22 protein-coding genes are annotated in these 19,053 nt (G+C 34.8%); 7 read left to right on the forward strand and 15 right to left on the reverse strand.

Annotated features, from left to right (window positions below; all coding sequences use genetic code 11):
- Window positions 1–237 precede the first annotated feature (237 nt).
- Window positions 238–672 (reverse strand): universal stress protein, encoded by a 435-nt coding sequence (locus J0J33_RS08215; protein WP_206887470.1) that lies wholly within the window; start codon window positions 670–672, stop codon window positions 238–240.
- Between the two features lie 245 nt (window positions 673–917).
- Entirely contained in the window at window positions 918–1,343 is a 426-nt protein-coding gene (locus J0J33_RS08220) for a universal stress protein (protein WP_086582694.1), read from the reverse strand.
- A 220-nt stretch (window positions 1,344–1,563) separates the two neighbouring features.
- On the opposite strand from J0J33_RS08220, the gene J0J33_RS08225 reads away from it, so the two are divergent.
- Entirely contained in the window at window positions 1,564–1,719 is a 156-nt protein-coding gene (locus tag J0J33_RS08225; RefSeq protein ID WP_225210226.1) for a hypothetical protein, read from the forward strand.
- 185 nt (window positions 1,720–1,904) lie between these two features.
- Complete coding sequence (locus J0J33_RS08230; RefSeq protein WP_242526920.1) at window positions 1,905–2,225, forward strand: DUF1398 domain-containing protein; 321 nt, start codon at window positions 1,905–1,907, stop codon at window positions 2,223–2,225.
- A gap of 548 nt (window positions 2,226–2,773) precedes the next feature.
- Here the strand turns inward: J0J33_RS08230 and J0J33_RS08235 are convergent.
- Window positions 2,774–3,649, reverse strand: a complete 876-nt coding sequence (locus tag J0J33_RS08235) for a cation diffusion facilitator family transporter (RefSeq protein ID WP_086582656.1) — start codon at window positions 3,647–3,649, stop codon at window positions 2,774–2,776.
- Between the two features lie 215 nt (window positions 3,650–3,864).
- Here J0J33_RS08235 and J0J33_RS08240 point away from each other — a divergent pair, with 215 nt between their 5' ends.
- A complete protein-coding gene (locus tag J0J33_RS08240; protein WP_206887473.1) occupies window positions 3,865–4,608 on the forward strand; it encodes a hypothetical protein in 744 nt (247 codons plus the stop codon).
- A gap of 78 nt (window positions 4,609–4,686) precedes the next feature.
- On the opposite strand, the gene J0J33_RS08245 is transcribed toward J0J33_RS08240, so the two are convergent.
- Together J0J33_RS08245 and J0J33_RS08250 are read right to left on the reverse strand one after the other, a co-directional pair.
- Window positions 4,687–5,034, reverse strand: coding sequence for a YxeA family protein (locus J0J33_RS08245; protein WP_206887474.1), 348 nt, complete (start codon window positions 5,032–5,034; stop codon window positions 4,687–4,689).
- Between the two features lie 116 nt (window positions 5,035–5,150).
- Window positions 5,151–5,498 (reverse strand): YxeA family protein, encoded by a 348-nt coding sequence (locus J0J33_RS08250; protein WP_165719723.1) that lies wholly within the window; start codon window positions 5,496–5,498, stop codon window positions 5,151–5,153.
- 401 nt (window positions 5,499–5,899) lie between these two features.
- Here J0J33_RS08250 and J0J33_RS08255 point away from each other — a divergent pair, with 401 nt between their 5' ends.
- From J0J33_RS08255 to J0J33_RS08265, 3 genes are all read left to right on the forward strand, one after another.
- Window positions 5,900–7,453, forward strand: coding sequence for a glycosyltransferase family 39 protein (locus tag J0J33_RS08255; protein WP_206887475.1), 1,554 nt, complete (start codon window positions 5,900–5,902; stop codon window positions 7,451–7,453).
- A gap of 179 nt (window positions 7,454–7,632) precedes the next feature.
- On the forward strand, window positions 7,633–8,172 hold the full coding sequence (locus J0J33_RS08260) for a DUF1440 domain-containing protein (protein WP_206887476.1): 540 nt from the start codon (window positions 7,633–7,635) through the stop codon (window positions 8,170–8,172).
- A 105-nt stretch (window positions 8,173–8,277) separates the two neighbouring features.
- Window positions 8,278–8,436, forward strand: coding sequence for a hypothetical protein (locus tag J0J33_RS08265; protein ID WP_165716880.1), 159 nt, complete (start codon window positions 8,278–8,280; stop codon window positions 8,434–8,436).
- A gap of 179 nt (window positions 8,437–8,615) precedes the next feature.
- Here J0J33_RS08265 and J0J33_RS08270 read toward each other — a convergent pair whose 3' ends face one another.
- From J0J33_RS08270 to J0J33_RS08280, 3 genes are all read right to left on the reverse strand, one after another.
- Entirely contained in the window at window positions 8,616–8,996 is a 381-nt protein-coding gene (locus J0J33_RS08270) for a type II toxin-antitoxin system HicB family antitoxin (protein ID WP_019335908.1), read from the reverse strand.
- Between the two features lie 38 nt (window positions 8,997–9,034).
- Window positions 9,035–9,223, reverse strand: a complete 189-nt coding sequence (locus J0J33_RS08275; protein ID WP_206921827.1) for a type II toxin-antitoxin system HicA family toxin — start codon at window positions 9,221–9,223, stop codon at window positions 9,035–9,037.
- A gap of 155 nt (window positions 9,224–9,378) precedes the next feature.
- Complete coding sequence (locus J0J33_RS08280; protein ID WP_206921668.1) at window positions 9,379–9,933, reverse strand: super-infection exclusion protein B; 555 nt, start codon at window positions 9,931–9,933, stop codon at window positions 9,379–9,381.
- Between the two features lie 222 nt (window positions 9,934–10,155).
- Here J0J33_RS08280 and J0J33_RS08285 point away from each other — a divergent pair, with 222 nt between their 5' ends.
- Window positions 10,156–10,497: an MmcQ/YjbR family DNA-binding protein gene (locus J0J33_RS08285; RefSeq protein WP_206921669.1), complete on the forward strand. Its 342-nt coding sequence runs from the start codon at window positions 10,156–10,158 to the stop codon at window positions 10,495–10,497.
- Window positions 10,498–10,538: 41 nt separating this feature from the next.
- On the opposite strand, the gene J0J33_RS08290 is transcribed toward J0J33_RS08285, so the two are convergent.
- The 7 genes from J0J33_RS08290 to J0J33_RS08320 are packed head-to-tail and all read right to left on the reverse strand — an operon-like array spanning window position 10,539 to window position 19,051.
- Complete coding sequence (locus J0J33_RS08290) at window positions 10,539–11,606, reverse strand: LysM peptidoglycan-binding domain-containing protein (RefSeq protein ID WP_206921670.1); 1,068 nt, start codon at window positions 11,604–11,606, stop codon at window positions 10,539–10,541.
- Window positions 11,590–11,952: a holin gene (locus tag J0J33_RS08295; protein ID WP_206921671.1), complete on the reverse strand. Its 363-nt coding sequence runs from the start codon at window positions 11,950–11,952 to the stop codon at window positions 11,590–11,592. Before J0J33_RS08295 ends, J0J33_RS08290 begins: the two co-directional genes overlap by 17 nt.
- Window positions 11,953–11,970: 18 nt before the next feature.
- Entirely contained in the window at window positions 11,971–13,152 is a 1,182-nt protein-coding gene (locus tag J0J33_RS08300; RefSeq protein ID WP_242526921.1) for a BppU family phage baseplate upper protein, read from the reverse strand.
- The gene (locus tag J0J33_RS08305) at window positions 13,134–15,263 is read right to left on the reverse strand and encodes a phage tail spike protein (protein WP_206921672.1); all 2,130 of its coding nucleotides are present in this window, start codon (window positions 15,261–15,263) and stop codon (window positions 13,134–13,136) included. Before J0J33_RS08305 ends, J0J33_RS08300 begins: the two co-directional genes overlap by 19 nt.
- Window positions 15,260–16,021, reverse strand: coding sequence for a distal tail protein Dit (locus tag J0J33_RS08310; RefSeq protein ID WP_206921673.1), 762 nt, complete (start codon window positions 16,019–16,021; stop codon window positions 15,260–15,262). Before J0J33_RS08310 ends, J0J33_RS08305 begins: the two co-directional genes overlap by 4 nt.
- Window positions 16,018–18,417 (reverse strand): phage tail tape measure protein, encoded by a 2,400-nt coding sequence (locus J0J33_RS08315; protein ID WP_206921674.1) that lies wholly within the window; start codon window positions 18,415–18,417, stop codon window positions 16,018–16,020. Before J0J33_RS08315 ends, J0J33_RS08310 begins: the two co-directional genes overlap by 4 nt.
- Window positions 18,407–19,051 carry a Gp15 family bacteriophage protein gene (locus J0J33_RS08320; protein ID WP_206921675.1) on the reverse strand — a complete coding sequence of 215 codons (645 nt, stop codon included), beginning with the start codon at window positions 19,049–19,051 and terminating at the stop codon, window positions 18,407–18,409. Before J0J33_RS08320 ends, J0J33_RS08315 begins: the two co-directional genes overlap by 11 nt.
- Window positions 19,052–19,053 lie beyond the last annotated feature (2 nt).

A 19,053-nucleotide genomic window follows, 5' to 3' on the forward strand; every position in this document is an offset into this window, starting at 1 on the left:
AATACGAAAGTCCTTTTCTTATCCAAATATTTTTTGCACTTTAACAGGATCAAAAATACAACAAAATTTGCTTTTACGTTCCTGGCTTATAGGTTGTATGTCAAATGGAAGGAAGGTTCTTCGAGACTGTTATTTAAAAATTAAAAAAGCCCTCGCAATACGAGGACTTGGGAGTTTTATGAAAAATTTTGGAACAAGTAAAGTATAACCTTTCTTTCTTAAATCAAACAAAGGATACTATTTTTTAACCACAATAACATTGCAAGGTGCGTGATTAATGACGTAATTTGTTGTTGAGCCTACTAAAAGGCGGTCAAACATATCTGTTCCGGTTGCACCAATGACGATTAAGTCAATATTTTTATCTTCTTCTTCTGCAAAATTAACAATTCTTAGTTTTGGCTTACCTGCAATTTCGTAAGTTTCATATTCAACTTGTTCGCGGATAATATCTTTACAGTTTGCCAAAATATCTTGCGCAAGTTGATCCAATCCTGGTGTTTCTACAATACCTTTATGCACAGCACCATAATATTTATTGATATCTTTTACAGTCAGAACATGTAGTTTTGCATGATTGAGACGGGCAATGCGAATCGCTTCATCTACTGCTTTGTAAGATTGTTCAGATCCGTCCACAGGAACCAAAATATTTTTATAATAGTCATTCATAAACATTCCTCCTTTTATATCTTTCTCTACTTCTATTGTACATTTTCTTCCCCTAAAAACGAAATCATTTCCTTGAAAGCAATGCTCGACCGAAAAAGGCATAAAAGAAATACGCCCACAAAGTGAGCGCATTGAAGTGATAAGATAAACATCTTACTGGAATACTTGTATTATATCGCCACTTTCTTAAGTAACACTAAAAATTAATGCTTTTAAATAAGTCGATGACAAGCTACTTTTTGGATCTATTTAACGACCAAGACATTACATGGTGCATGATTTACAACAAACTGGGTGGTTGAACCTAACATAAGTTTATTAATCATACCTGCTCCAGTTGCGCCAATAACAATCAAATCCATCTTCTTATCTTCGGAAAATTGGACAATCATATGCTTAGGTGCACCAACAATCTCATAACTCTCATAAGGTACTTCTTCGCCAATAATCTCTGCTGCTTTCTTCAGGATATCTTGCGCCATCATATCAATTTCAGGATTTTCGACGACACCAAAGCCTGTCATGCCATAATGATGCTCCATATCCTTAACAGTCAAAACATGAAGTTTTGCGTTGTTTCTCTTTGCTAAAGTAATTGCTTCGTGCACTGCATTATAAGATTGATCTGAACCATCTAGTGCAACTAAAATATTGTGATATTGTTTTTCCATCATTAGTACCTCCGCTTCATTCTTTCCTTAAGTCTATTATCGCTCTTTCCTCGTAACAATTCAAATATTTCAGTGAAAAATTAGAGCAAATGTTCCGGTTTACTTTTAAAAGTAGCTTTTTTGTACTTTTTAAAAGAATGTGTTACAATAATTATGGAATTTCGTTATGTACGTTATAGTGTCCTTTCGTCGATATAATATAGAGAAAGGAGAATGCATTATGACATTCACTAACAAAAACAAAAATTTCAAGTATACTGTATCTTTGGATACTTCAAAAGATATTTTTAAAGTATTTTTGGCTAATGATCCAGCTGTTTTTGGGCTTGGTCGTACCATCGAAGAAGCAATGCAAAACTTGGAAGAATTAGCATAAGGAGCTCATAGCAATGGATGAATATTCCTCGTGATGGTATCTACTTCACACGTTTAAGTAGATGCCTTTTTTTGTACTCAAAAATCTAATTCTCTTCCCCTAAATATATCCTCAAAAATTTACTTCTTACCTAAATTATGGTTTAATGGCATCATAGACATCTGAATAGAAAAGAGATTGTACACATGATTTCAAAAAATATTCAAAGAGCAATGCTCAAAGCAAACCATATCGGCGCTGAATCTAAGGGATTTCCCTATCTAGCCGAATGTTTAAGACAGGAAGGAATTGTAAAAAATATATGGCACCTCCCTTCTGGAGACAGCTTCTACTTTTCGCAAGCTGGCTCACTTGTAAATCCGGGGAACCCTTTAATTGGACGTGTTGGGCCTTGCCCAGATTTTGATCAAATTGCTCTTATCAAAAATATTCGTGCAAACCAAGCTGGTAAAATTTCCTTCCCTGAATTCTTGGTTTCACTTTGGAAAGCGGGCGTAATCCGATAAGAGATTGATTTCACTACACGACAGATGAGTTATTTTGGCGCATTTGACCAAGTCTATCAAGAAAACTATCCCACTGTTGAAATCGAGACTTCATCTACCGAATCTTTTCTCCCCTAATTAAAAAGCTCTTGAAATGTCAAGGTCTTTTTTTATTACCGACTATGCAGAGTGTGATGTTTTTTCATCTTCATAAGATAAACCATTATCACAGAAGTTTTGCTTCTCGTTGCCATTTTTGTTAAAATTCATCTATGATAAAAATTTATTTTAAGGCATTAATTCAAGCACTGCTTATTTTAGCAGTTTGCCTCTTTCTTCTTATTTATGTAGGCACAAAAATGCTGGCCTTCATTGCTTAAAAAATTTTAAGCTTCTTTTGCTTATCTTCTTTCTTTTGATAGAATTAAGGAATGGTTAAAATTTTATTTACCTCAATTATTAAAGTAGCGATTGCTCTTTTCATCATTATTTCTTTTGGAATGATGATGTTACCTTCATTCTTACCTATCATGTAAGCAAAAAAGTACCGGTAAATTACCGGTACTTTTTTATTCAGGAAAAGGTTCTACGTGTACATCAATATCAAAAACTTCAAACTTTTCGGACAGTTGTTTTTCAATTTCCTCGGTAATCATGTGGCTTTCCGCAACTGAAAGTTGAGCATCCACATAGATAACGATATCTAGAAAAATATTGGCACCATAAGTTCTTCCTCTAAGAAAAGGTACTCCTTTCACACCAGGAATTTTTAAAATATCCTTCTTATATTTTTCCAAATCTTCCTCAGGAAAACCATCAGATAAAGTAAAACTACTCTCTCTGAAAATTTCAACGGCCGTTTTGATAATGATAATACCAATAATAAAAGCCGCTACTGTATCTAAAATATAAAAGTGAAGATAAGAAGCCGCAATTGCTACAGCCGCACCAATTGATGTATAAGCATCACTTAAGTTATCCTTTGCTGCTGCCATCAAGGCTTGCGAATTAACTTTTTTTGCTAATCTACTATTATAAATGTACACAGCCACCATGATTAAAGCAGAACCAATACCGACTAATGCAGATAAAGGATTTGGTGGTGTGAAAGAATTATTGACAATCTTTTCAAAAGAAGAATATAAAACTTCAAGTCCAACCATCAGCATGATAAAGGAAGTAATCATACTCGCAATATTCTCAAATTTCCAATGTCCATAACGATGATCATTATCCTTTGGTTTGCGGGCAAGTTTCAAGCCTATGAGTACGGAAACTGAAGCAATCACATCTGTAAAATTATTCAAACCATCCGCACGCAACGCTTCCGAATTTGCAAATATCCCCATAAATATCTTTGTAAAAGCTAAAATGATATATGCTGAAATACTAATCCACGCGCCCTTCTCAGCGATTTTCAGTTCTTTATATCTCTTGTTTTCCATATCCTTCTCCTTCTGAAAAAAGTAACCTTTCTATTGTATCATCGACTATTGTAAAAACAAAATGAAATGTTGTTTTAATTTAATCAAGAAAGTTTAGAGCATTATTTTTAGGTTTCTCACATCTTTTTTCCTTTTATTCTATAAAATTACTCTTTTACAGTAAAAGAAAGCGTACTCTTTCTATCTATGATATACTGTAACCAGGAGATTAATTTATGAAAAAAATTATATTAGTACTTATTCCACTACTTTTACTTGTTGGTTGTGGAGCGGATAAAAAAGAGGATACTGCCAATTTTGCTCAAGATAAACAGTCAAGTGCTCACAGTTCCTCCTCTACATCTGCTCCTAATTCTTCTCAGGATACTGTCGCATCAAGTGAGCAGCAAAATAATTATCCTGAAGCTTTAGAACAGTTTGCTAAAGGAGACTATTCAAACTTTCATGGGCTCTATAAAAACAGCAACAATGACTTTCTAATCATCACCAAAGACCACATTGAATATTATTCTCATACCGGAAAAGATATTGGCTCTGTCATTATCAACGAAAGTACTTTTAAATCTAAGACCGAAAATCAACCCTTTAACCAAGTTTATCTTTTTAATCAAGGCCAGATAGAGATCAACTTTAATGCAACAGCAGATAAGATTGAAACAATTCAGATTACAGATAATGCTGGTACTACTGCTGATTTTACTTTAGCTGCCCAACTTGACAGCAATAATTTTACTAAGGATACTGTACTTAATTATTTTAAGAGCTATCTTTCTAATCCAGATGATTATTATTTTGATACTGTGAATACGCAAGATTCTTTTGTAATTCAAGTTTTTTCAAAAGAAATGCGAGCAAATGGTGGGAGCGGAACCGTTGGTTTATACAAGATTTTACCTGATGGCACTATTTATCTTGTAACTTATGATGTAGCAACAAATACATACCCCAAAGCCGAATAACCAATTATTCCTAAATTATAAATAATAAATAAAAAATCTACGGTCTTAGACCGTAGATTTTTTTATAAGTAAATTTTTCTAAATTTTATTCCGTACTTTTTGAGGAATATCTTGCTTCTGAACTTCCTCCCAGCTGGTTACGCCTTTCTTATCGTTATATACTAGTCTTAAATAAGCATCATGTCTGAGATTATGACTTCCAGTGAATTCCATTTCTTTGGCTTCACCCTTTTCATTATAACCGGTCAACGTATAATAGTACCTCGTAAATTCTTGCCCCGAATCATCTTTTTCTTTTTTAGCAATACCATCTTTTTGAATATGAACGTAGTAACTGTCGCCACCATATGCTGTGTGATACCAAGCATAACCTCCGCCGACAACAATTAATACAAGTGCCATGATTCCTACTAATACTTTTTTCATATTTCATACCTCATTTATTTTTCTTCTATAAAATTATTTTACCTTTATTTTTGCAGTTACAACTTACATTTTCTTAAGAAAGTAATATTCATTTTTTATTAAATTTGAAGAACCCACTATTCATCAAGTTTATCTAATGCCGTTCTAGGGATTTCATACTCTTTCCTGATTTTCCAGCTGGTTGCGTCCTTTTTGTTGTCCGCGTGAATTTCTAGATAAGCCCCAGCGTGGATTTGATGATCCGTTTCAAGATGAATCTCCCTAAGAGCTCCTCTAGAGCTCACTCCCTTTACCGTATAATTATAGTGACCTAAGGTACCATCCGAATTTTTAAGTGTTTTCGCACTTACCTTCCCTTGAACATGTGCAAAGTAAATCGTTTGTGTATAGCTAATATTTTCCCAAAAAAAGCCAATGTCTAAAATTAAGAGTACACCTAAAAAACCAAACAATATTTTTTTCATTTTATTTTTCCATTCAACTCACAACATTAAGTTGCTAGCATTATTTTACTCCAAATTTGTCTAAAATAGACTTACATTATTGTAATAATCAAATTTGAGACCCCTTAACTCTGGGCGAATTCGCCCACACAAACTCTTGATTTTATTTATGATTCTATAATTATTTCTTCTATATAAATGTCTCTTTTTTGTGTCTTTATTTTAGAAAATATTTTTAAAAAAATTATCAAAAATATGCAACTTTAGTCGTATAAAAAATTGCATAATCGGTATTTTTTATCTATAATACAGGTATAAAAGCCCAATATTAAATAGACAGAAAATATAACTCATTTTATCTCCAAGGGAATTTTCTGTTCAGTTTAAATATGGGACCACTATACTTATGGGAGTAATCATTCTTGATAAAGAATTCAAAAAAAATAATCACTAAAAAATTTTTTCTATATGAGGCACTATTTGTAGCAGCTTTTCTCTTGAGTTCTTTTTGGCTTTTCAGTGCTATTCGTTCAGAAAATTTTTCTTTAGAGCAAATTTACTCAAAAAATGGAGCTTATATCTTCATACTTAGCTTAATAGCATTGATCGTATCTTATCTGAATCGCAATAATTTAAAACATTGGGTATCCTCTGTTATAAGATTTTTAGGTAATAATATTGTCGCAGTATTTGGGATTATGGTTCTCTTTCAAATAGTTACTCTTTTATTTGCTTCAGGCCTCTCAGGATATGATGTTTATGGAGTATATCATGCTGCTATGGGCGATATAAATTCTCAAAAATGGACCTATCTCCAGAACTATCCTAATAATTTTTTACTTTTCTTATTCATGAGAGTCGTTCATAGTCTAACTCTTTTACAACTTTTAAATATCATAGCAATAGATTTTTCTATAGCAATGTCATATTTTACAGCAAAGCATCTTTTCGATAAACAAACCGCTCGATACAGTATCTTAATTTTTATAGCAACCCTCGGTTTTAGTCCTTGGTTTTTAAACACATACAGTGACACCTTTGTGTTGCCTTTTGTGAGCTTAGGGATGTTCTTTTTGACTCGATGGAACCAAGACAATATTTCGGCTCACTATAGACTTATATCTTTACTCTCTGCTGGTTTTTTCAGCTCCATAGCTTACTATCTAAAGCCCTCTGCAATTATTTTTGTGATAGCATACTTTTTAATTTCAATACTTAAGCTAAGAAAACTCAAACCTTTCTTTATCTCCTTCTTAGTCTTTATTATTGGTGCTTTAGTGTTTGCAATGCCTTTTACACTTTATAAAAACAATCAAAACTATGTTCAATTTGATAAAAATAAAGCGTTTCCTATGACTCATTTTTTGATGTTAGGCATCTCTAAAAATGGTATGTATAATGTACCTGACGTGAGACTTACCAGATCAGCCAAAACTGCTAAGGAAAAGAAAGAGGTGAATATTGACGTCTTCAAGCAAAGACTGAAACAATTAGGAACTCTAGGATATGTCAAATTCCTATATGGAAAGTATTGTAAAACTGTCCGTGATGGTGCCTATGCTTGGGGCGCAGACGGTGGAGGTAAAACTGGTTTCCTTGTCACACAGAATCTCAATCCAAGCAAAAAACTCTCACCTTTTATTCATTCAAATTTCGGAAAGTTTTTAAGAAGCTTTATTTATACTGATAGCAATGGTAGAGGTTATGCCAATGGAAAAAATACTTTTTTCTACAGGTTCTTTGCACAAATTATCTATATCGTTATGATTTTTGGGATTTTACTTTCAACTCTAAAATCAAGATATGATTTTAAAGTTATGTGGTTACTTTTATCTATGATTGGACTTATGCTCTTCTTGCTTCTCTTTGAAGGTGGGAGAAGTCGCTATCTTATTCAAGCCTTGCCTGTATTTGTTATCTTAGCAGCTTATGGATATCATTCAAAATTTAGCACTCAAGATTTAAAAAAGGATTAATAAGGAAATAAAAATCTAACATTCAAAAACTATTCTGACTCTGCTTACTCCTTATACAACTCACAACTTCATAAATAGATAAACTCCTACTGTATAGGGGTTTTATTTATGAAGCTTTAGTACACAATTTTACAAAGTTTTTTTGTTAAAATATAAATTATATTAAAAGGAGTCATTCTATGTTTTCATTTACTATCCCTAGCGCTTCTCTTCAGGAAATAATTTTTCAAAGTATCTGGTATGGCTTTATTTCAGGTATGATTTCTGGAATGGTTAAGATTGGTTGGGAAGCAATCCTTCCACCTAGAACCTCTGAAAGGAATGCCACTAATCCACCCCAACGTATGCTGGAGCAATTTGGAGTGCCTTCTTCACTTACTCATGCTTATGTTTTGTATTCGCGTGATCAAAAAGTGTATTGGTTTTCTTTAATTTTGCATTTTAGTTTTTCCATAGTCTTTGCTACATTATTTATTTTCATTGCACAATATTGGCCTTGCATTGCCCTTTGGCAAGGTGCTGCTTATGGAATCATCATCTGGTTCGTTTGGCATATCGTTTTATTGCCTGTGATGAAAACCATCCCTGCTCCTTGGAAACAACCTTTCGCAGAACATTTCTCAGAGTTTTTTGGACATATCGTTTGGGCATGGTCCATCGCTGCCTGTCTATATTATTTAATATCAAAGGATAGCAGTGGAATTTTAACAAACATTTAAGTAAATGAAGTTTGTGTTTTAAGTTTATTGTGCTACAATAAGGATAGAATTTCGTTATATTCGTTATAGTGTCCTTTCGAAGAGAAACAAGAAAGGGGAATGCATATGACATTCACTAATAACACTAAAAACTTCAAATACACAGTATCTCTAGATACTTCAACGAATTTATTTAAAGCTTCTATGGTAGATGCGACTACTTCATTAAGTAGTCTCGGCAACACCATTGAAGAAGCCGTGTATAATTTAGAAGCGATAGCATAACTAACAGCGCCTATTTGATTAGGCGCTGTTTTGTATGAAAAAAACCGCTCAATAGAGCGATTTTCTAGTCTATAAGAATCTATATAAACTGGTCAATGGAGGCGAGGGGAGTATTATAAATATAGATATATAAGGTGTTTACAGGTTTTGATTATCATTTTTATAATCAATTTCTATTTTTAACCAAAATTCACTTTTTCTTCCAATGCTTCCGTTAAAACTTGACTCGCATTTATACCTTGTTCTTTTGCTAAGATTGCAAGATACTCAGGAATGCTGACATTTTTTCGAACTACTTTAGAATGATACTTACGCATATAAGCAACCATATCAATTGCAATCAGTGCGATAGTTGCATCTGGTTCCGCTTTTTTTACTTCTTCAATCGAGCTTGCTTTAGGCATTTCTGTATAATCTTCTAAAGCAAACCCTAGCACTTCTTCAGCCATTTTATAAGCTTCATCAAGGTCTTTCCCTTGAGTCATTGCTTCTGGTACATCTGGGAAGTGTACTGAGATATAATCTCCATCTGTTTTAAATACTGCTGGATATAGTAACATTTTTTCTCCTTTCTGAGATAAAGCAAAAGCCCTACTGGTCATTTCAGACCAGCTTGCTTTTTAATACTTGCCTCTAAACCATTTCCTAAGTCTTTATTATGCATTGGCACAATTGTTATTTTCTTAGTATTTGGATTAAACATTTTTTTGTGACTTCCACGTTGACCTTTTTCAATAAAGCCATTCTTTTTGAGAAATTTAACCATTTCTCTAGGTGTCATTGGCAATACTTCATCTCCTTTCTTAACTATATTTACATTATACACAAAAAGTGTGTATATATCAAGTATTAAGTGTAGAAAAATAAAAACCCCCCAATAAATGGGGGCTTACCTATTAAGAACAGATATTAATTATAGCATATATTATACACAGTTTTAACTTATTTCTCGTATGTAACCCATTCGTAGCTTTCGCCGTCTATTTTTATTTCTCCGTTAACTAACATTCTATTCAGTTCATCAAGTGCACCAGGTTGTATATAATAGCTGACTCCTTCATATAAGCTCCCCATAGATGCACCTCTGCTGATAATCATCTTAGAAGAGAGAACATTGACTGCAGCACTTTGAATATTAAGTTTTGCTTCTAATCCAAACTTTTGTTCGTTTTTTTCATAAAAATAAAGTAATACCCTCTGCTCAGCAACACTTAACTCTTTTAATACTTTAGGAAAATATTTTTTTAACCTTCTATTTTCCATCCTAGTAAATAACTTCGCTTTTGCCATCCATAACAGTAAGGCAAGGTAGTAAGCACATAAAATTAAAAAAGTTAGTGAAGTTATCCACTGATATTGATTTTTTATCCGCAATAGCCCCAAGTATTCAATAAATTCCTTAGGAATAAATACGCCCAATATTGAAACAAACCAAATTGCTAAAAGTATTATCTGGATATTCAGCTTGTCAATAATGCCAATAATAGTTTCTTTCATCAATACTCCTTATAAAAATAAATTTTATATTTTTATTATAACAAAAAACTCCCAGCCATAAGACCGGGAGCTAAGAAAAACAAAATTAGAAGCAAGCTTCTTCTTTTGGTACTTGTATTATATCACTATTCAATCTCTAGACAAAGCAAAAAGCCCGGTCAATGGACTTAATCCTCTCACTTAACTTTGTGATACAATAACCTTTAATAGAAAGGAAATCAGATGACACGAGAAGAATTAATTAATTTAGTTTTAAAACAAACAACTTCATTTGAGGATTACCCATTTAACAATAATAGCCGAGAAAAAATCCTATGGACAACAATCAGACAAAAATCGAATAAAAAAATTATTGCCTTAATTTTTGAAAAAGACAATGAACTATTAATTGATTTAAAACTTACTCCAGAGCATGGTGAAGAAGCTCGACAAATCCGTGGTGTATTCCCAGGTTATCATATGAACAAAACACACTGGAATACTGTAAGTATAAACAATACCGACCTTACACCAGAGGGACTTATTCAGATGATTAAAGAAAGTGACACTCTTACTCAAAAATAACAAAAACACCCCTAACCGTTATGGCTAGGGGTAATTTTGTATTAATAATTTAAAGTTTGACCTGTATAAATCAAGTTAGGGTTTTGAATGCCATTACTTGAAACAAGATGCTGCACAGTTGTGCCTAAACGTTGTGCAATAACTGAGAGATTGTCTCCGTATAGTACAGTATAAGTTCCGCCTGTTGCCGAATTTGAGCCACCTGAGTAGCTGATTGCTTGACCTGCATAAATAAGGTTAGGATTACTCAAAGCGTTCTGACGTGCCAATTCTTGCCAGCTTGTACCCCAATTGTAAGCAATGCTGCTCAATGTGTCGCCATATTGTACAATGTGAGTTTTATTGCTTGGACTTGGTGTTGGAGTAGGGTCTGGAGTTGGATTTGGTGTTGGTGCTGGATCTGGTATTTTTCCATCATATCCATTATCCGTGATACCTGTAAGATCGATATTACCATCTAATCCCCCGGCAACATAAGTTGAGGTAAATTGGAAAATACCAATATCATCCATGCTTGGGAAGAAATTCCAGTTTGGTGTTGGAGTTACTTCATAGTTTGGATATTCCGCAATCCAAAGTGATCCAGGAAACTCTTTAATAATGCGTTTGTAGTCCACATTTGCAATTGTGTAAGGCTTGTAGCTGTAATACATTGGTGTGTATCCTGCTTCTTTCACACGTCGCATTCCGTAAAGAATAGCATCTGTGTTCGCCTGCTTATTTCCACTCGCCCCGCTCTCATAATCAAGAGCGACAATAGAGCCTTTAGGTGTAGCAATTTGTGGCAAATATCGATCAAGCACGCCTTTTGAAAGTTCAATGGAGCCACCCACTTGATACCAAATATAAGTGTGCGCACGTTTCCCTTGTGCCAGAGTATTTTGAACTTGACTATTATAAGTCAACTGGTCCACGTAATACCCGCCATAGGTTCCCCCAATTTGTGCAATAGAGAATTCATCACTGGCATAACCAAAGTTTCCTTGGTAGCCGTTATATTTTGACCAGTCCACACCTTGGTCGCCTACTGCCGCAAAGGCTTGGCTTGTTGCTCCAAAACTCGTCAGAGCTAGAATTGCAATTGTCGTGGCTTTAATAATTTTTTTCATTTTCATCTCCTACTTTCTTCTCATCAATGTTTTCAATCTTTACCCCTTTAGACTTTAAATAGGCAAAGAGTTCTTGAAACAATGGATTAATTTGACAAATTAGCTGAATCATCCGTGCAAAGAAAAACATTAGCGACCCATTGATCACTAATGCTATTTCATTGTTGTATTCTTTTACTCCAGAAAAGTTATAAAACTCAAATACTCCCCAGAATAATACAATTGTCACTAAATCAATGACAATCCTTTTTTTCAATGGGGGGTCCATTTTTTCTCCATCCTTAAGCCATGTAAGACCCAGAATGATTAAGATTAATGCTGAGATTCCCAGCAAGTTATATTCCAATTTTTTCTTCCTCCTTTTTTAAATTAATATAAATGTCTCTGTAATTCCGAATCCCGAACCTGAGGGAATTGACTTAGGTGGAACAACAGCAATATATCCTGTACTCATTAGCAATAAACGGCAAGATACGAACTCGCTCGCAATGCGGATATTTACTGTTTTTTCTTGTTGCCTGTCCGTTCGCATATTCACTGGTAGTTGAATGATATTTACAGGAGTGTTTGCAGCTAAGTTTGTTGCAGTTTTTATATTATTTAAATAAACAACTAGCCACTTTCCCCTATCAATCATAACTTGTGGTTGCCCACCTGTAAATTGACTCGATAAGTCAATATCAGTCCAAGCCACATCTCCTTTAAAAATGGTATCGTCCGAAAAAGTCTTCTTACCGGCAATAGTTTCATCCCCTGTAAGGTGCACTACTTCTGAATCATTAGCTTTAGTAACTACTGTTTGAGACAGTTTGGCTAAATCCTGAGCTGTTTTTATTGGTGCAAATTGAGCATCGGATTCTGATTTAGTATAGAAATCCCCTGCTTCAAATTGTTTCAGTGCATCCTCCACGGATTTAATTGCAGCATTAGAGCTTGTATTCACTGCATTAATTGCACTGTCCTTTGTTGTGTTGATAGTTGAAACTGCGCTATCTGCAGTATTTTTAACTGTAGTTTGATACTGAGTTATCTTAGCTTGCAAATCTACAATTTTTGCATTAATATCCGAAAACTTAGCATCAGAATCTGAAATGTACTTATCAGTAATCGCATGGAGTTCTTTTACAAGTTTGTTATACTCCGTGATGATGGTTTCTGCTTCTGCTGCATCAATATCCGCATTACTGCCAACAATAATGTCAAACTCGCCTGTCGTATCTCGCTTGTCCCCTTTTACAATAGAGAAATAAGCAATCTCATAACTACCACCAACCGCAAATGCCATGTTCGGAAACGTATAATCAAACGTTCCTTTTTTCAACCCTTCGTCTGTGCTACTGATTCCGTCAACATCGAATACCTTCGTCTTTTCACCATTAGTTATTCCTTCAAAGGTGATTATAAAGCCTGTTAAGTCAACTGGTACATCACGGCTTGTGACATTGACTGTCACAGTCTGCATATCACTATCACCAATACGACCATAAACAATAGATTTCAGTATAGGCGACTTCGCTAAGTCAAGATTTAATGTTTTGTACGCCATCTTCTCCCCTTTCTAGTATGAGTTTTTCGGCTTCCTTTTTGCTTGATAATTAAACGATTTTCCAAACATTCAACTTTTTCAATCAGTTCTTGATTGGTTAAGGTATTCAGATTAATTTGTTTATTTAAATCAACACTTAAATAATGATTCTCTTTTTCATTTTGTATCTTACTTAAGAATGGTGTACTCTGAGCAATAACACCAAACTGTCTTTCTTTTGGACGTTGCTTTTCTGGGTCCTGCTTATCGTAGAATTGTCTATATTCAAATTCTGCCATTTGGATACGTTTCGTTTCAGTAATACCACTTATTGTAGGAACAGTAATATTTTCTTTAAGTCGAATATCTGACTGATTAATAATGGAGTGACCATTCATGTTTAAAGTGCCATAAAGATCAGCACCTTTATTACCAGTAATTTTTCCGAATATCTCGAGTGGACCTCCAAAGTTAGAAGTGGAGTTACCATATATTCTAAATATTGTCCCACCAGCATGCATAATCATGGTTCCTCCACTACTAGAATCTCCATATACACTAGCAAATTTGTTGTTACCTTCAATCGCTGCACTCTCCGAACTGAAGAAACCCAAAGCTCCATATCTCATGCCTAAGACTGCGGATCCACCGTTATCTGATTGAACAAATTGAGCACCTTTGATTAACCCACCAAAGATATTTGCGCCTGTTATGTCACTTGCAGATATTGACACACCTATAATATCAATAGCTCGGAGCGTACCTGTTGTCATTCTATCTGCAACAATAGCTCCATTATTAGTCATAGCAAGACCATATGCACCATAGTAACCGGTAGAACTAAAACCAAGCCCTCCGGAATTCCATTTCCACACATTTTTAGCTGTGTTAATATCTTCAGTATCCATAATAAGAATTTGTTGTGGATCAGATAGACTCGGATAAATAACTACATGGCCTTTTCCTGGATTATTAAGAATGTCCGATGCTTCTTTCTGAGCATCTTCTAACCAACCTATTTTGTCAATAATCTTATCAGTGTCTGGTTGGTTATCATTAAGGACTTTTGACATGTTGGTTGCTGCTTCTCCAAGCTCCAAACTGTCAAACTTATCAAGGGTAACATTCCAAACCGTTTTAATAATCTGAGCGCTTGTATTGATACCAAGCTCATTAAAGAGGACCGTTACCCAATCGCACAAATCCAGTTCTTCTAAATTTTTAAGTTGTTCATCCATAACAGAGCTGGCTAAATCGACATAACTTGTTTTTATGTTGACTTTAGGAACTCCAACTTTATTAGTTTTGATGTAACTTTTAACCATTTCTCTTAAAGCACTCACATTTTCAGGCTTTTTATCCGAAAAGTCGACCATTTGAATGCGACGTTGTGTGTAGTTATTGACATACTCGCTATCAAGATAGGTTTCGGGCAATGTAATAATTTGCCCATCTTCACCGTCTAATTTTGCCCAACCATATACCGAAGTAAACGTATTTTCAATACTCTCTTCTTGGGATATATCCGTTAAGTTTTTACCATAAGCAATGATTACATTTCTTTCAATACCAGCTTTGGCCAACAATCGTACTTGATTATTATTGAAAAGATACTCGCCCCCAAAGTTATCAAGCATCGATCCTTGCACTCCTCCGAGAGCTTCTTGAACATTTTTAAATCTTGAAGGATCTGTAAAGTCGATGGAAGAAGTCGTTGCAATATCACTATAAAAAGTAAAGTCGCCTTTTGGCTCCATTTGATTTCGCAACTGATTTAATGCTGTTTGGGCTGTGACATTTTCAAATTTTGAACCCAATTTTACAATTGCTCTTAGAAATTGATACCGGTAGTGTTCACAATAAACTGTCACAATACCATTCTTAGGCTTCGTAATTTCTGCAATCTCAAATCTTTGGGCTTTTGCAGTTTGACTAGGTCCTGCATCCGCCACAATCCATCGTCCGACTACAAGTTCTTTGAATAATATTCCTTTAACAGGATAAGAAAACGTAAGATCATAGATACCATTCCTTTCCCGTGTAACTTTAGGATTCATAGCTTCGTGAAGTGGACCTAGACCTTGTGAGTTCCAGTTATTATTTGTCTTATCATGTAAAATCATAATGCTCATATTGCTAAATTCCTCCACCTTGGTTTAATTTTAACTTGACTCATATTGTTGTAAGATATTTCATTTCGCCCAGGTTGGAGCGTAATAGGATGATAGCCAGCACCGTTAATGAGACAATATTTTGAAACATTTACACCACCCTCTTTATAAGCAATTCCTGTTTCGCTATCAATCGTAATCATCCCAGTACCCGCTTCTTTAGCAATGGTGTACTGTTCTCCATTAATATAAAGCGTGCTGTCTGCCGTAGCAGTTGTCTTATTAAAACTTACCAAGGGGAGACTTAGAAATTCTTCCGGATTGGTAAGAGCCGCACCGTTTTCAATTTCTCTTATATCCTCACCGTCTAAACGAAACATAAATGGTTGACATTTGAAAGTAATGTCTATTATTAGACTATTTTTGTATTTATCAGGGGCATTCACTCCCGTATGATATATAGCTTTGTAGTAATAATCAGGATATTCACTAAAGACAAGAGATGAATATTTTTTTGAAGAGTGAAGCCATGTAGCAATATTTCTTAGTTGAGTAGGCAAATTCGTATTTTCTTTTCTAAAAACTCTCATTGGGAATGTTTTTTCAATATCTTCGAATTTATTTAAATCAAAAATAATGTCCGAACTTCTCCCATCAACAGACTGAAAATCAAAAGTTGCTTCTGGAAGAACAAATTCTACATCATTCAACACGCGCATGTTAAATTCGTTAGACTTTCTTCCCATAAACATAAAGTATGGATCATTTAAAAAATTCATCCTTCTAACCTTCCTCTTATCTTTCTTTCAGTATCCTTTGCAAGCTTAGTGCTTGTTTCCTCAATATCCGCATCATTTGCAAGATGAACATTCTCCATCACAATTGATACGTTAAAATCTCCCTGTGTAGATTGTGTATCTTTTGCTTTTCCTTGCATTGAAGCTTCTCCGAGTCCTGATAAGTCATTCCCTATTCCGATTTTTCTACTAAAATCAGGAAGTTCAGGATTGAAGTTATTCAATAATTTATCAGCCATACTTGATACATTTTTTTGTACATTTTTGAAGTTTTCTTGAAGTCCTTCATCCAAGCCATCCATAATATAATTACCAGCAGGAATGAGTAACTTACGGTCGTAAGGCAGTGGTCCTTTATGGTCTTTAATCCAATCACCAATTCCACCCACAAAGTCTTTTACATTCTCAAATGATGATTTTAATCCATTCAAGAAACCGTCTATGATAGCTCTACCAGCATCAAACAGTGTATCCAAGCCAAACAAATTAATAACATCATTTATCAAGTTCCTAAAAGCATCTGCTGGTTTTTCCCCGCTTAGTATCCCTTTAATGAAATTACCAATAATTTCTATACCTTTAGTAGCAAACTCACCTATTCGGCTTGCAATACTGCCAATCAGTCTATAAATTAAAAGCCCCATTGTTGTTAGGAGCTGAGGGAGTGCTTGAAGTAATCCAGAAATTAATGCTGCAACAATTTGAATTGCTGCTCTTATTAACATTGGTAAATTATCAAGTATAACGTTAACAACCATTGTAATAATTTCATCCATTTGTCCAATCAATTGTGGGAGTGCATTAACAAGACCCTTGATAATCGCTAAAATTATCTGGATTGCTGCATTCAGCAGTAAAGGTAAGTTCTGAATTATCGTTTGTACCATTACCATCACAGCTTGCACTATTGCTGGTATCAATTGTGGAATTGCTTGAGCTAGTCCCGTTACAATTGCAACGATTATTTGAATTGCTGCTGTAATTAGTAATGGAAGATATTGTATTATTGTTTGTATCACTTGGTTTATGATCCCAATAGCAGCTGGAATCAATTGAGGCAACGCAGCGACAATCGAGTTAAGCAGTGAAACAATAATCAGTAAAGCTGCAGAAATTATCAATGGTAGTTGCTGACCGATTCCAGTTACCAACGTAGATATTATCTGGACAGCTGATTGAATAATCATAGGAGCATTTGTTATTAAACCAGTAACTAACATAGAAATAGCCGTATTTGCCATAGGTATAAGCAGAGGCAATGCCTCTTGTATTCCATTGACAAGATTAGTAATTAATTGAAAACCAGTACTAATAAGCTGAGGAAGCATTGACAGCAACGATCTAACCATCGAGGTGAATGCATTTATTAAAGCTGGTCCTAACGTCGGTGCTAATTGAATTATCAATGCTAGTATTTGACTAAATAGCCCTGAAATCAGCTGTAAAACTTGTGGAAGTAATTTCCCTACCTCTCCAAACATTTTGCCTAATGCATCGGGAAGTACCTTAACTAAATTTTGAACTACTGGAGTAATATTGGTTATCACATTACCAAATGATTCGACAAGGTCATTTACAAGTTTGTCAATATTTGCATTAGGATTACCTAGCCCTGTCAGTAAGTTTTGATAAGCAGCTTTAGTGGAGTTAATAGATCCCTCAATTGTTTTTGCTGCTTCTTTTGCTGTTGTACCTGTTATATCCATTTCAGTCTGGATAACGTGAATCGCTTCTGCAACATCAGAAAATTTTGAGATATCATATTTAACACCAGATAATTTTTCAGCATCAGCAAGAAGTCTCTTCATTTCTTCTTGTGTGCCTCCATAACCAAGCTTAAGGTTATCGAGCATTGTATAGTTACCCTTGGCAAATCCTTGATAAGCATTTTGAATCATCCCCATAGATGTTCCCATTTTATTCGCGTTATCAGACATATCAGTAACTGCCATGTTACCAACTTGAGCAGCTTTTTTGGTGTCTCCACCGAGCGACTGAATCAAGCTGGCAGAGAAACCTGTTACAGTTTCCATATATTCATTCGCGGACATTCCTGCAGTCTTGAAAGCATTATCCGCAAATTTTTGTACTGTTCCACTTGCATCTTTAAAAAGAGTATCTACACCACCGACTAATTGTTCATAATCAGCATAAGAAGAAACAACTGACTTCCCAAGAGCTAATGCTCCAGCTCCTGCAGCAGCGGCACCAGCAGCAGCTGCAATACCAGCCCCCTTAATAATGCTACCCATTTTACTTGCAGCACTTCCAACAGCTCCTGTTGCACTAGAAAATTTACTTCCTAACTGATTATATTGAGCTAGTGCTTTGGCACCATCTAAGGTGACATCAATTATTACTGAACCATCACTCGCCATTTGTTTCCTCCTTTCTCATCATGTATTCTCTTTTTTGTTTCAAGTCCATCATTTCAAACTCGATCATTTCACGATTCGACTTAAGGGCAACTTCCTGTTTAGCTTTCTGAATTTTTTCCTTCTCTTCGGGTGTAGCTTTTTCTGGAATTTCCATTTGCCGTATTTCAATCACGCGCTTAAACTTAGTATTATCTGATAATCCAATAATCAATGCATTGAATTTATCCCAGTGAAGAGTGCCTTTTTCTTTTTGGTCGATAAGATCTATGCCATAATCCATAATGAATGAAGAATAAATATAATCCGCATCTTCTTCGAGATCATAATATTTTTTCTCTTCTTCTAACACATTCCCTTTAAGGTCACGCTTTGTGGAATTATGTTGTAGCTTATCCCCTACTATGCGTTTCGTAATAGCAGCGAGTAAGGCGGGCAGTAACTCCATATCAATTTTTACATCGTCATCAACTAAGAGCATATTAATAGATATATACGCCTTATCAATATTTGATAGGTCATCATCTTTCCATAATTCAAAGAATCGCAATACCTTAGAGAATTCTAAATCAAGTTTATACTCTACTCCTTCCACATCTATTGAATTATTAATCCCCCACGAAAGAGAAAGTGCCATAT

Source organism: Lactococcus sp. LG1267 (assembly GCF_017309545.1).
Classification (GTDB): Bacteria; Bacillota; Bacilli; order Lactobacillales; family Streptococcaceae; genus Lactococcus; species Lactococcus petauri.

Coding starts and splice junctions, on each gene's coding strand:
- J0J33_RS08305 (WP_206921672.1), bottom strand. CDS start 15,263: ATGAGCATTATGATTTTACATGATAAGACAAATAATAACTGGAACTCA.
- J0J33_RS08315 (WP_206921674.1), bottom strand. CDS start 18,417: ATGGCGAGTGATGGTTCAGTAATAATTGATGTCACCTTAGATGGTGCC.
- J0J33_RS08310 (WP_206921673.1), bottom strand. CDS start 16,021: ATGAATTTTTTAAATGATCCATACTTTATGTTTATGGGAAGAAAGTCT.
- J0J33_RS08270 (WP_019335908.1), bottom strand. CDS start 8,996: ATGTTACTATATCCAGCAGTATTTAAAACAGATGGAGATTATATCTCA.
- J0J33_RS08245 (WP_206887474.1), bottom strand. CDS start 5,034: ATGAAAAAAGTATTAGTAGGAATCATGGCACTTGTATTAATTGTTGTC.
- J0J33_RS08230 (WP_242526920.1), top strand. CDS start 1,905: ATGATTTCAAAAAATATTCAAAGAGCAATGCTCAAAGCAAACCATATC.
- J0J33_RS08280 (WP_206921668.1), bottom strand. CDS start 9,933: ATGAAAGAAACTATTATTGGCATTATTGACAAGCTGAATATCCAGATA.
- J0J33_RS08240 (WP_206887473.1), top strand. CDS start 3,865: ATGAAAAAAATTATATTAGTACTTATTCCACTACTTTTACTTGTTGGT.
- J0J33_RS08260 (WP_206887476.1), top strand. CDS start 7,633: ATGTTTTCATTTACTATCCCTAGCGCTTCTCTTCAGGAAATAATTTTT.
- J0J33_RS08320 (WP_206921675.1), bottom strand. CDS start 19,051: ATGGCACTTTCTCTTTCGTGGGGGATTAATAATTCAATAGATGTGGAA.
- J0J33_RS08265 (WP_165716880.1), top strand. CDS start 8,278: ATGACATTCACTAATAACACTAAAAACTTCAAATACACAGTATCTCTA.
- J0J33_RS08300 (WP_242526921.1), bottom strand. CDS start 13,152: ATGGCGTACAAAACATTAAATCTTGACTTAGCGAAGTCGCCTATACTG.
- J0J33_RS08225 (WP_225210226.1), top strand. CDS start 1,564: ATGACATTCACTAACAAAAACAAAAATTTCAAGTATACTGTATCTTTG.
- J0J33_RS08250 (WP_165719723.1), bottom strand. CDS start 5,498: ATGAAAAAAATATTGTTTGGTTTTTTAGGTGTACTCTTAATTTTAGAC.
- J0J33_RS08220 (WP_086582694.1), bottom strand. CDS start 1,343: ATGGAAAAACAATATCACAATATTTTAGTTGCACTAGATGGTTCAGAT.
- J0J33_RS08285 (WP_206921669.1), top strand. CDS start 10,156: ATGACACGAGAAGAATTAATTAATTTAGTTTTAAAACAAACAACTTCA.
- J0J33_RS08290 (WP_206921670.1), bottom strand. CDS start 11,606: ATGAAAAAAATTATTAAAGCCACGACAATTGCAATTCTAGCTCTGACG.
- J0J33_RS08215 (WP_206887470.1), bottom strand. CDS start 672: ATGAATGACTATTATAAAAATATTTTGGTTCCTGTGGACGGATCTGAA.
- J0J33_RS08235 (WP_086582656.1), bottom strand. CDS start 3,649: ATGGAAAACAAGAGATATAAAGAACTGAAAATCGCTGAGAAGGGCGCG.